This window comes from Pseudomonas sp. NPDC087358, from assembly GCF_044900785.1.
Classification (GTDB): Bacteria; Pseudomonadota; Gammaproteobacteria; order Pseudomonadales; family Pseudomonadaceae; genus Aquipseudomonas.
This window is the reverse complement of the sequence record NZ_JBJDOA010000018.1, coordinates 1-12,490: the sequence shown is the minus strand read 5'-3', so window position 1 is coordinate 12,490 and position 12,490 is coordinate 1. Positions and strand designations below refer to the sequence as shown.

Here is a 12,490-nt window from a genome sequence, read left to right as displayed (position 1 = left end):
CCTGTCTGCTGATCCAGGGTCGCCGCGGCATCGAACGAGCCGCCAGGCGAGGGTGCGGAGTTTAGATCCAGGCCGCACGCCGATGCAACCAGGCGCGGTGGATGTGTTCTGTAGCAGCACGGCCGAGCGGCGTGCCGTTTGCCGGCGGTAGCGGTCTTCCTACCGTTACCGCCGGCAAGCCGACCATCTACAGGGAATACGCTGGATCAATGGCCCTTGAGGCCTGTAACGCAGCGCGGCGTCAGCAGTTCAGTGGGAGGGACGTCACCAGGGAATCGTCTCGCCCTTGTAATTCACAAAGTGATGACCGCCTTCACCGGCAAACCGCTCGAGCTGCTCGACGATTCCGCGCACGCTGGTCTGCACGTCGATGTCGGCGCCTTCGCCGCCCATGGCGGTGCGGACCCAGCCGGGGTGCATCGACAGGACGGTGGGTTTGTTGTCGCCCAACTGGCCGACAAAGGTGCTGGTCATGGAGTTCAGCGCCGCCTTGCTGGCCTTGTACAGCGCCATCTCCGGCGCATCGGGCATGGTCACGCTGCCCAGCACCGAGCTCATGAAGGCGATGACGCCGTTCTCGGGACGAATCTGATCGACGAAGCGTTTGGCCAGGCGAATCGGTGCAACGGCATTGGTCAGGAAAAGCTGGCCAAGTTCACCGGCCGTGGCATCGGTCGGATTGTCATGCTTTGGCCCCATGACGCCAGCGTTGACGAACAGCAGATCAAATATCTGGCCCTTGAGGTTGTGGGTGAGCACTTCCAGCGAAGACTGCTCGTCCATGTCCAGCGTCTGGATATGAACGCCAGGCACAGCCTTCAGGTCGTCGGCGTGGTGTGGGTCACGCACGGTGGCGGTCACCTCCCAGCCTTGTTCGATCAGTCGTTTGACCAGTCCCAGACCCAGGCCGCGGGAAGCGCCGATGATCAATGCGGTTTTGTTGGCAGGCATGAATGCAACTCCTTGAAGATCGAAACGAGGCAGTGTCAGCAGACACCCACAAGGGGTTGACCGCGCCGGGCACAAGGAATTTGCTTTTCCGGCGCAACGGTCATTGTCTGCCTGATCAGTGCCCTGACTGCCACGGTTGCCCCAGGGACACCGGTGCGTACAGTCGGGTGCGCAATGCGTTGCGCGACAGTAACACCAGCACCACGATGGTCGCGACATACGGCAGCATCGCCAGCAGGTTCGAAGGAATCGCCAGGCCGATGCCTTGTGCCACCAGATACAGAATGCTGGCGAAGCCGAACAGGTATGCGCCCAGCAGCAACCGTCCTACGCGCCAGCTGGCAAATACCACCAACGCCAAGGCGATCCAGCCACGTCCGGCGCTCATGTTCTCGGCCCACATCGGGGTATAGGCCAACGACAGATAGGCGCCGGCCAGCCCGGCCATCGCTCCGCCGAACAACACCGCCACGGTGCGCACGAGTAGCACCGGCAGGCCCATGGCACTGGCGGCGTTGGGGTTTTCTCCTACAGCTTGAATGATCAAACCGACCCGGCTTTTCAGAAGAGTCCACGCAACCACAGCGAACAGCGCGAAGGACAGGTAAACCAGAATGTCCTGGGCGAAGAGCATCCGCCCGATCAGCGGGATGTCGCTCAGATACGGAACGAGGACCGGTTCGAAGCCCGACAGCGGTTTGCCGACCCAGGCCGCGCCGACGAAGCTCGACAAGCCGACACCGAAGATCGTCAGGGCCAGGCCGGTAGCCACTTGATTGGCGTTGAACACCAGGGCCACCAGGGCAAACAGCGACGACAGCAGCATGCCCGCCAATATCGCCAGCAAGACGCCCAGCCACAGACTGCCTGTGCTGAACGCAACGATGAATCCGGTCACTGCCCCGAACAGCATCATCCCTTCCTGCCCCAGATTGAGCACACCGCTCTTCTCGCAGACCAGCTCGCCCAGCGCCACCAGCAACAGCGGAGTGCCGCAGCGCACGGTGGCGAAGAAAATATTACTCAGCAGATCGATATCCATCACACGGCTCCCGGCACAGCGGCCATCTGGCGGCGGGCCCAGCGCAGTTTGAGGCGCGGGCGGTAGAGAATCAGCACATCGCAGGCGAGCAGGAAAAACAGCATCATTCCCTGAAACAGCTGGGTGATCGCCTGTGGCAGGTTGAGGGTCATCTGTGCGCTTTCGCCGCCCAGATACAGCAACGCCATCAGCAGGCTGGAGAACAGAATCCCGAGAGGATTGAGGCGGCCAAGAAACGCCACGGTGATGGCGGCATAGCCGTAACCGGGCGAAACCTGCGGCACCAATTGGCCGATCGGGCCGGTGACTTCGCAGACCCCGGCCAGACCGGCCAGCCCACCGCTGATCATCAGCGCCAGCCAGATCAGACGTTTCTCGCGAAAGCCGACGAACCCGGCCGCGCGTTTATCCAGGCCCAGCACTTTTATCTGAAAGCCGACAAAGCTGCGCTGCAGCAGGACCCAGACGGCGACCAGCGCCAGCAATGCAAAGTACACCCCGGCGTGGACGCGACCGTCTGCGGTCAGCAGGGGCAGGCGGCTGGCATCGCCGAACATGGCCGACTCAGGGAAGTTCATGCCGGCAGGATCTTTCAGCGGGCCATGTACGAAATACAGCAGCAGGTTGAGGGCGATGTAGTTGAGCATGATGCTGGTGAGAATTTCGTTGGCATTGAAGTGCGTGCGCAACCAGGCGGTCAGGCCGGCCCAGGCAGCGCCAGCAGCAATGCCAACGAGCAGAATAAGCGCCAGCACCCAACGGCTTTCGATATCAATGACATTGACCGCCACCGCGCTGCCGGCCAGTGCACCGATCAGCAGTTGGCCTTCGGCGCCGATGTTCCAGATGCGCGCCTGGTAGGCGACTGCCAGGCCAAGGGCGCAGAGCAGGATCGGCAATGCCTTGACCATCAATTCAGACACGCCGTATAGATCGCTGACGGGCGCGATCAATAGCGTGTGCAGGGTCAGCAACGGGTCCAGACCCAGCACGATAAACAGCAGCGACCCCGACAGCAGTGTCAGTACCGCCGCCAGCAAGGGGGAAAACCACAACATGGCGCGCGATTCGTGCCCACGCGGTTCCAGTGAAAGCAACATTGATGTCTCCATGTGTCAGCCGTTAAGCGAGCGGCGTGGCATCGGGTTGGGAAGGGGAGGCGTGATCGTGGTCGAACTGTCCGGCCATCCAGCCGCCGACCTGCACCGGGCTGGTCTGAGCCGTGGGCACCAACGCCGACAGGCGTCCGCCGGACAAGGCCGCCACCCGATCGCTGATCTGGAACAACTCGTCGAGGTCTTCGGAGATCACCAGAATCGCCGCGCCAGCATCACGCAGGGCGATCAGGGCGCGATGGATGGCCGCCGCCGCTCCCACATCCACACCCCAGGTCGGGTGCGCTGCGACCAGCAGCTTCGGGTTTTGCAATATTTCGCGGCCCAGGATGAATTTCTGCAGGTTGCCGCCCGACAAGCTGCGAGCGGCGGTTTTGGCGTCCGGGGTTTTCACAGCGAAACGCTCGATGATGGTCTTCGCCAATGCCTGGACCTTGCCCCGCTGAATCAGGCCGTGGCTGACCAGACCTTGCCCAAAGGCGGTCAACAGGGCGTTGTCGGCCAGGCTCATCTCCGGCACAGCGCCATGACCCAGACGTTCGGCCGGGACAAACGCCATCCCTCGTTTGCGTCGTGCGTCCGGACGCAAGTGGGCGACGGCCTGCTCGGCAAAACGTACCTGCGCCGCGCTTGTCATGGCGAGTGTCTGCTCGCCGCTGAGCAAGGCGAGCAATTCATCCTGACCGTTGCCAGCGACCCCGGCGATGCCGACGATCTCCCCGCTGCGCACCGCAAGATCGATATCGAGCAGAGAACAGCCGAACGGATCGGGGTTGTGCCATGACAGCTTCTCGACTTGCAGGAACGCAGCGCCGCCCGTGGCTTTCGGATAGTCGGCGGACAGACCTTCAGCATCGCCAACCATCAGCCGCGCCAGTTGCAGGTCGCTGCATTCGGCGGGTACACAGTGCCCGGAGACCTTGCCCCCGCGTAGCACCGTAGCGCTGTGACACAACGCCCGCACCTCGCCCAGTTTGTGACTGATAAACAGAATGCTGCAGCCCTCGGCGGCCAGTCGACGCAGGGTCACGAACAGATCATCGGCCTCATGCGGGGTCAGCACGGAAGTGGGTTCATCGAGAATCAACAGCCGGATGTCTTGCATCAGGCAGCGAATGATCTCGACCTTTTGCCGCTCGCCAATGGACAGGCTATGCACCAGTCGTTGTGGCTCGACGGCCATGCCATAACGCCGGGACACCTCACGAATCCTCGGCTCCAGCTGCTTGGGCGTGCATGCCGCAGCGCCCATGGCCAGTGCGATGTTCTGCGCCACGGTCAGGGTTTCGAACAGGGAGAAATGCTGAAACACCATGCCGATGCCCAGATCTCGTGCCTGAGCGGGGCTGCGCATGGTCAACGGCTGGCCTTGCCAGATGATCTGACCGGCGTCGGGTTGAACGACGCCGTAGATGATCTTCATCAGCGTGCTCTTGCCTGCACCGTTCTCACCCAGCAGGGCGTGGATTTCGCCCGGCGCAATGGTCAGGTCGATGGCGTCGTTGGCAAGACAGCCAGGATATCGCTTGGTGACATGGCGCAGTTGCAGGCGCGGGTGACTATTGGACTGGGGCATGACGGACTCGGTGAAAAGTGGATCGCCACTGCACTTAGCAATTTCTTGGCCAGCTGGTCAGGTTTTGGAGTCGTTTCGAGTATTCAGTCGCTCATCGCTCGATATGTCGAACGCCAACCCTGTAGCTGCACGGCTTGCCAGCGATAGTAAGGTTACCGACGCCGCCGTTGGCAAGTCGTGCTGGCTAGGATCCGGATGGTGTTCACGCTGCAGACGGCACCACGAACGGGCGCCTGATTTAACCGGCGAATCAATTTGGTTCAATAATTTTGGATGAAAAATGATCAAGTGCCGGCGAGTGAGATATCCCCGGCCCCGTAGGCAGCCTTGCACTTGTTATCCACAGGTTGCTCCACAGTTAATGTGCGCAAGCGCAAAACCCTGGCATAAGACGGGGCCAGTTAGGAGCCACTGGCGATAACGGGGCTTAACGTGCTGTTTTCTGGCGGTTTTCTGCGGTGGATAAGTAAATTGATCAAAGATTGATCAGTAGCCTGTAAGCCACACCATTCAAGGCCTGCGGCCTGATGTGCTCAGCTTGTCCACAGGCAGGTGCACAGTAGATGTGGGCAACCTGCAAGACCGGCGATGCTGACAAGGCGGTTCGAGAAACGCAGGTTTATCGTTGCAGGATGATGCGACCACGACTGATATCGGAGACATGGCGCTGGAAGGTTTCGATTTGCTCGGGGCCCAGGGCAATCGACATCTCCACGCCATTGGCGGTGAAGGTTTCGTGCTGAACCAGGCCGTTGAGTTCGGCCAGGCGCAATTTGATCAAGGTCAGCTCGCTGAAGCTGCACTCCAGACTCAACGAAACCCGATTGATCAGTGGCAGACGCTCGGCCTGTTGCAGGCATTTGTTGGCGCCGCCGCCGTAGGCCCGGGCCAGGCCACCGGTGCCTAACTGGATGCCGCCGTACCAGCGAATCACCAGTACCACGACCTGATCGAAATCCTGAGCCTCGATAGCTGCCAGGATCGGTCGGCCTGCCGTGCCACCTGGCTCGCCGTCGTCGGTGCTGCGGTATTGCGCCCCCAGTTTCCACGCCCAGCAATTGTGGGTGGCATTGAGGTCGCTGTGCTGCTCGATGAACGCCTGGGCTTGGGCCGGGGTGTTGATGGGAGCGGCAAAGGTGATGAAGCGGCTCTTGCGAATCTCTTCGCGATACTCGCAAGGGCCGACGAGGGTAGAGGGCATGACGTGTCCAGCTGCAAACTATGGTTTTTCGAGGATTCAGAGCGGTGGCGTGAGCCCGCAGCCCTTGAGAATAATGCGGATCAGATTATCGCCAGCCTCTTCCATGTCTTGCTTGGTCAGGCGCGTGCGGCCGGTCACCTGGCAGATTTGCGTGGCGAAGTCGGCGTAATGCTGAGTGCTGCCCCACAGCAGGAAAATCAGATGCACCGGGTCGACCGCGTCCATCTTGCCGGCGTCGATCCAGGCCTGGAACACCGCGGCCCGGCCCTGGAACCATTGGCGGTAATCCTGGCTGAAATACTCGTTCAGGCACTCTCCGCCGCTGATGATCTCCATGGCAAAAACCCGCGAGGCCTGCGGCTGGCGCCGGGAGAACTCCATTTTCGCGCGAATGTAGTGAGTCAGCGCCTGGGCCGGATCATCCTCGACCTTGAGGTTATTGAAGGTGCTGTCCCACAGCTCGATGATGTTGCTCAGAACCGCAATGTACAGCCCCAGCTTATTGCTGAAGTAGTAGTGCAGGTTGGCCTTGGGCAGCCCGGCATTTTGCGCAATGGTGTTCATGCTGGTGCCTTTGAAGCCGTGACGTGCGAACTCGTCCTCCGCAGCTTTGAGGATCGTTTCTTCGTTCTTCTGGCGAATACGGCTCGCCGGCTTGCCGGCGTTGGCGCTGTGAGCGGGGACTTCAAGGGTCATGTGCGGTTCCAGACGGATCATTGGCTGCGACGGGGTGAACAGATAACGCACCCGCGACGATCCGACAAGCGTTGGCAGAGCAATTAATGCTCAAGAGCCTCGCATGCCGGCTTTTTTTCCGCGCAAGGCGTCGTACCCTCCGGCAACAGCAGGCACATCACCACTGCTGTCAGGCCGCCACTGGTGATGGCCGAGTCAAACAGGTTTTGTACCAGCTGCGGCAAGTGATGCAGCAAGGTCGGTTGCGCGGCGATGCCCAATCCAACGCCGAACGAAGTCGCGATGATCAGCATGCTGCGCCGGTCCAGCGGTGCTTGCGCGAGGATGCGCACGCCAGCCGCGGCGACGCTGCCGAACATCACCAGGGTTGCGCCGCCGAGCACTGGCTTGGGGATCTGTTGAAGAATCGCACCGATGACCGGGAACAGTCCAAGCATGAACAGGATGACGCCGATATACAGGCCGACATAACGACTGGCTACTCCGGTCAGTTGGATCACGCCGTTGTTCTGCGCAAAGGTGGTGTTGGGGAAGGCACTGAACGTTGCGGCGATCATGCAACTCACGCCGTCACCGAGTACGCCGCCCTTGAGGCGGGCGATGTAGCCCGGACCTTTGATTGGCTCGCGGGACAACATGCAGTTGGCGGTCAGATCGCCCACCGTTTCGATGCTGCTGATCAGATAAATCAGCGCGACCGGCAGGAAGGCTGCCCAATCAAAACTCACACCGAAGCGGAACGGGATCGGAATACTGATCAACGCGACATCGCTGATGGCATGTGGAACCAGTTTGCCGCTGAACCAGGCGGCAATGCTACCGACCGCCAGGCCAATGATGATCGCCGACAGGCGCAGCCAGGTGATGTTCGAACGGTTGAGCAGGATGATCACCAGCAGCACGAAGGCGCCCAGTGCCAGGTTGATGGGTTCGCCGAAATCGGGCGCGTTGAAACCGCCGCCCAGGTCAGTGACGCCGACCTTGATCAGACTGACGCCGATCAGGGTAATGACGATCCCCGTCACCAGCGGGGTAATGACCCGTCTTAGCTGACCGATGAAACGGCTGAGCACGATCTGCACCATTGCACCGAAGAAACAGACTCCGAAGACCATCGCCATGATGTCTTCCGGGCTGCCGCCACGCTGCTTGACCATGAAGCCTGCCGACAAGACCGCACCCAGAAACGCAAAGCTGGTCCCCTGCAGGCAGATCATGCCCGCACCGATACCGAATGGACGACGTGCCTGGATGAATGTGCCTACGCCTGAAACCATCAAGGCCATGCTGATCAGGTAGGGCAGGTACGCGCTCAGTCCCAATGCCGAGCCAATGATCAGCGGCGGAGTGATGATTCCCACGAACGCGGCGAGTACATGCTGGATGGCAGCCAGCGTCGCCGGGGCGGGTTTGGGTCTGTCGTTGAGGCCGTAGATCAGGTCGTTATTGTCTGGCGCTTCGGGCTGCATGCTGGACTCTCGGATTTTGTGTTTGGCCAAGTGGGTAAGGCGCCTGACGTCTGCGCCTTTTACCCATCTCGTCTCTACTGCAAAAACCTGTCCAATCGATCAGGTAGACTTCGGAGATATCCTATATTTTGTATTAAAAACAATTAGTTAAAATTTAGTAACGGTATTTAAAGTTCGCCGGATCGGTCTGACAGCAGCGCATCAGGCTTCATCGTGTGGCAGCCAGGCTTTCCAGGAAACTTTCCAGCACCAAATGAGGGCGGCGTCCCTTGCGGGTCACGGTCACCAGGCTCAAATCATAAAAGCGTGCTTGCGGTTTCAGGGCGCGCAACCTGCCTTGCTGGACCCAAAGGCTCGCGTAGTGATCCGGCAGATAGCCAATATAGCGTCCGGTCAGGATCAGGAACGCCATGCCCTCGCGGTCCGAAGCGCTGGCGGTGCATTTGAGTGCCTGATAATGAGCCTGGATGTCGGCTGGCAAGCGAAACGTCGGCGCGATGGCTTCCTGATTTGCCAGTCGCTCATCGCCCAACTGGGCGTCCTCCACGTAAAACAAAGGATGCCCAACGGCGCAGTAGAGCAAGGACCGCTCGCTGTAAAGCGCCTGGTATTCCAGCCCCGACAAGGCGCTGGCCTGCGGCACGACCCCTACATGCAGGCTGCCGTCGAGTACGCCTTGCTCCACCTCGTTGGGCGCGATCATGCGGATGTTGATGTGCACATCCGGACCCCGTTCCTTGAGCTGCGAGAGCGCGTGGGTGATGCGCATGTGGGGCAGGGTCACCAGATTGTCGGTCAGCCCGATGTTCAGCTCGCCTCGCAGATGTCGGTGAAGGCCATTGACCTCTGTACGAAAACTCTCGAGAGCGCTCAACAGTTGCAGAGATGACTGATACACCTCGCGGCCTTCTTCCGTCAGAGAAAATCCTGCTCGACCACGCTGACACAGGCGCAGTCCCAAACGTTGCTCCAGATCGCTCATCTGTTGGCTGATCGCCGAGCGACCAATGCCCAGCGCGCTTTCTGCGGCTGAGAAGCCGCCTGACTCGACTACGCTTCGAAAGATACGCAGCAGACGGATATCAAAGTCGCTGACTTGTGCCAGCGGATCGGGGCGACGAACGCTCATAGTTTAGTAATCAGCCAACTGAAGATCATAAAAGCAGGATTTTCCAGACTTTATGCCCGTGGCAACTTAGCTGCAACCCGGTCCTGCTTCCTGCGTCTGTGTAAAAGGTGGGAAGACAGGACACCCACGCCCTTGTGAGGTTAGTTCCAATGAACATGCCCGAATCGTCCGATATGTCCCTCGCCAGCCAGCTCAAGCTTGACGCTCACTGGATGCCTTACACCGCCAACCGCAATTTCCAGCGCGATCCACGACTGATCGTTGCGGCCCAGGGTAGCTATCTGACAGACGATAAGGGGCGCAAGATCTACGATGGCCTTTCTGGCCTGTGGACCTGCGGCGCTGGTCATACCCGCAAGGAAATCCAGGAAGCGGTCTACAAGCAACTGGGTACTCTCGATTACTCCCCGGCGTTTCAGTTCGGCCATCCGCTGTCCTTTCAACTGGCGGAAAAAATCACCGACCTGACCCCAGGCAACTTGAATCACGTGTTCTATACCGACTCCGGTTCAGAATGCGCTGACACCGCGGTGAAAATGGTCCGTGCCTACTGGCGCCTGAAAGGCCAGGCCAGCAAAACCAAGATGATCGGTCGTGCCCGTGGGTATCACGGTGTGAACATCGCCGGCACCAGCCTGGGCGGGGTCAACGGCAACCGCAAAATGTTCGGGCAGTTGATGGACGTCGACCACCTGCCTCACACACTGCTGGCCAGCAATGCGTATTCCCGTGGCATGCCAGAGCAGGGGGGTATCGCACTGGCGGACGAGATGCTCAAGTTGATCGAGCTGCATGATGCATCGAACATCGCCGCAGTGATCGTCGAGCCAATGGCCGGCTCTGCCGGGGTGATCGTGCCGCCACAGGGCTACTTGAAGCGTCTGCGCGAAATCTGCGACCAGCACAATATCCTGCTGATTTTCGACGAAGTGATTACCGGGTTCGGCCGCACCGGATCGATGTTCGGTGCTGACAGCTTCGGCGTCACGCCTGATTTGATGTGCATCGCCAAGCAAGTCACCAACGGCGCGATTCCGATGGGCGCGGTGATCGCCAGCAGCGAGATCTACCAGACCTTCATGAACCAGCCGACGCCTGAGTACGCTGTGGAATTCCCTCATGGCTATACCTACTCGGCACACCCGGTGGCCTGCGCGGCCGGTCTTGCTGCCCTGGATATCCTTCAGCGCGAGAATCTGGTGCAGCAAGTCGCGCAAACCGCGCCGCACTTCGAGAACTCGCTACACGGCCTCAAAGGCAGCAAGAACGTGATCGACATCCGTAACTACGGTCTGGCGGGAGCGATTCAGATTGCCGGCCGTGACGGCGACGCTATCGTTCGGCCATTCGAAGCGGCGATGAAACTGTGGAAGGCTGGCTTCTACGTGCGTTTCGGCGGCGACACGCTGCAATTCGGGCCGACCTTCAACAGCAAGCCTCAGGATCTGGATCGCATGTTCGACGCGGTCGGCGAAGCCCTCAACCAGATCGACTGATCTGCTCTTTTACTTCTCAACAGGCGCAGCTTCGGTTGCGCCTGCGGGCAACTTTTCTCGGAGTTACGCATGAGCACCATCCAGCACCTGATCCACGGCGAGTTCGTCAGCGACAGCGGGCGTACGGCAGACGTCTTCAACCCGTCCACCGGTCAGGCCATTCACAAGGTACCGTTGGCCAGCCGCGAGACGGTTCAGCAGGCCATTGATTCGGCCAAGGCCGCATTTCCGGCGTGGCGTAATACCCCGCCAGCCAAACGCGCCCAGGTGATGTTCCGCTTCAAGCAACTGCTCGAGCAGAACGAGGCGCGCATTGCCCAATTGATCAGCGAAGAGCACGGCAAGACGCTGGAAGACGCCGCCGGTGAACTCAAGCGTGGTATTGAAAACGTCGAGTACGCCAGTGCCGCCCCGGAGATCCTCAAGGGCGAGTACAGCCGCAACGTCGGTCCGAACATCGATGCCTGGTCGGATTTTCAGCCATTGGGCGTGGTTGCGGGTATCACGCCTTTCAACTTTCCGGCCATGGTTCCGCTGTGGATGTATCCGCTGGCGATCGCGTGTGGCAACTGCTTTATCCTCAAGCCTTCGGAGCGAGATCCGAGCTCGACCCTGTTGATCGCCGAGTTGCTGCATGAAGCAGGGTTGCCCAAGGGCGTGTTGAACGTGGTGCACGGCGATAAAACGGCTGTGGATGCGCTGATCGAGGCGCCTGAGGTCAAGGCGTTGAGTTTTGTCGGTTCCACGCCGATTGCCGAGTACATCTATAAAGAGGCAACGGCGCGCGGCAAACGTGTCCAGGCGTTGGGCGGGGCGAAGAACCACGCGGTGCTGATGCCCGATGCAGATCTGGACAATGCGGTCAGTGCATTGATGGGCGCGGCGTACGGTTCGTGCGGTGAGCGCTGCATGGCGATCTCGGTTGCAGTCTGCGTGGGCGATCAGGTGGCCGATGCATTGGTGGCCAAGCTGGTTCCCCAGATCAAGGCGCTGAAGATCGGGGCGGGCACCCGTTGCGGTCTGGACATGGGGCCGTTAGTGACAGGTCAGCATCGCGACAAGGTCATTGGCTATATAGAAGATGGCGTCAGCGCGGGTGCCAGGCTGGTGGTCGATGGCCGTGGGCTGACGGTCGCAGGGCATGAAGACGGTTTCTTCCTCGGCGGCTGCCTGTTCGATCAGGTCACCCCGCAGATGCGCATCTATAAAGAAGAGATCTTCGGGCCGGTGCTGTGCATCGTGCGGGTGAACAGCCTCGAGCAGGCCATGCAACTGATCAACGATCATGAATACGGCAATGGCACCTGCATCTTTACCCGTGACGGTGAAGCAGCGCGGCTGTTCTGTGATGAAATCGAAGTCGGCATGGTCGGTGTCAACGTACCCTTGCCGGTTCCGGTGGCGTATCACAGCTTCGGCGGCTGGAAACGTTCACTGTTCGGCGACCTGCATGCCTATGGCCCGGATGGCGTGCGTTTCTATACTCGCCGCAAGGCCATTACCCAGCGCTGGCCGCAACGCGCTAGCCACGAAGCGTCGCAGTTCGCCTTCCCAAGTCTCTGAAGCGCAGTCGCGAGCTTCAGCTATAAGCTGCAAGAAAGGGCATAAAACGCACCTCTTGCAGCTTGCAGCCAGAAACTTGCAGCTTTTATTGAAATAGGTGTTGACGCCCCTCTGGATCTGTCTATAATTCGCCCCACTTCCGGCGCAGACGAAACGTAAAACTCCTTGATAATCAAAGAGTTGGACGAAGTAAGCAGTGAGGAAGCGCTTCGGTTCAGATGCTTGAATCGACAGCGGTGAGAAAGGAGTTGA

At 59.9% G+C, this 12,490-nt stretch carries 10 protein-coding genes; 2 read left to right on the top strand and 8 right to left on the bottom strand.

The window, feature by feature from the left end:
• Positions 1 to 264: 264 nt before the first annotated feature.
• The 8 genes from ACI2KS_RS27365 to ACI2KS_RS27330 form a co-directional block, all read right to left on the bottom strand.
• Positions 265 to 951 carry an SDR family oxidoreductase gene (locus tag ACI2KS_RS27365; RefSeq protein WP_404624157.1) on the bottom strand — a complete coding sequence of 229 codons (687 nt, stop codon included), beginning with the start codon at positions 949 to 951 and terminating at the stop codon, positions 265 to 267.
• Between the two features lie 115 nt (positions 952 to 1,066).
• Positions 1,067 to 1,993, bottom strand: coding sequence for an ABC transporter permease (locus ACI2KS_RS27360; RefSeq protein ID WP_404624156.1), 927 nt, complete (start codon positions 1,991 to 1,993; stop codon positions 1,067 to 1,069).
• On the bottom strand, positions 1,993 to 3,093 hold the full coding sequence (locus ACI2KS_RS27355) for an ABC transporter permease (RefSeq protein WP_404624155.1): 1,101 nt from the start codon (positions 3,091 to 3,093) through the stop codon (positions 1,993 to 1,995). The genes ACI2KS_RS27360 and ACI2KS_RS27355 overlap by 1 nt, the downstream gene beginning before the upstream one ends.
• A gap of 22 nt (positions 3,094 to 3,115) precedes the next feature.
• On the bottom strand, positions 3,116 to 4,684 hold the full coding sequence (locus ACI2KS_RS27350; protein ID WP_404624154.1) for an ABC transporter ATP-binding protein: 1,569 nt from the start codon (positions 4,682 to 4,684) through the stop codon (positions 3,116 to 3,118).
• Positions 4,685 to 5,303: 619 nt separating this feature from the next.
• Positions 5,304 to 5,885, bottom strand: a complete 582-nt coding sequence (locus tag ACI2KS_RS27345; RefSeq protein ID WP_404624153.1) for an IMPACT family protein — start codon at positions 5,883 to 5,885, stop codon at positions 5,304 to 5,306.
• A 36-nt stretch (positions 5,886 to 5,921) separates the two neighbouring features.
• Positions 5,922 to 6,581, bottom strand: a complete 660-nt coding sequence (locus tag ACI2KS_RS27340) for a TetR/AcrR family transcriptional regulator (protein ID WP_404624152.1) — start codon at positions 6,579 to 6,581, stop codon at positions 5,922 to 5,924.
• A gap of 83 nt (positions 6,582 to 6,664) precedes the next feature.
• Entirely contained in the window at positions 6,665 to 8,050 is a 1,386-nt protein-coding gene (locus ACI2KS_RS27335; protein ID WP_404624151.1) for a uracil-xanthine permease family protein, read from the bottom strand.
• Between the two features lie 208 nt (positions 8,051 to 8,258).
• The gene (locus ACI2KS_RS27330; protein ID WP_404624150.1) at positions 8,259 to 9,179 is read right to left on the bottom strand and encodes a LysR family transcriptional regulator; all 921 of its coding nucleotides are present in this window, start codon (positions 9,177 to 9,179) and stop codon (positions 8,259 to 8,261) included.
• Between the two features lie 149 nt (positions 9,180 to 9,328).
• On the opposite strand from ACI2KS_RS27330, the gene ACI2KS_RS27325 reads away from it, so the two are divergent.
• Complete coding sequence (locus ACI2KS_RS27325) at positions 9,329 to 10,675, top strand: aspartate aminotransferase family protein (RefSeq protein WP_404624149.1); 1,347 nt, start codon at positions 9,329 to 9,331, stop codon at positions 10,673 to 10,675.
• Between the two features lie 69 nt (positions 10,676 to 10,744).
• Positions 10,745 to 12,238 (top strand): CoA-acylating methylmalonate-semialdehyde dehydrogenase, encoded by a 1,494-nt coding sequence (locus ACI2KS_RS27320; RefSeq protein ID WP_404624148.1) that lies wholly within the window; start codon positions 10,745 to 10,747, stop codon positions 12,236 to 12,238.
• Positions 12,239 to 12,490 lie beyond the last annotated feature (252 nt).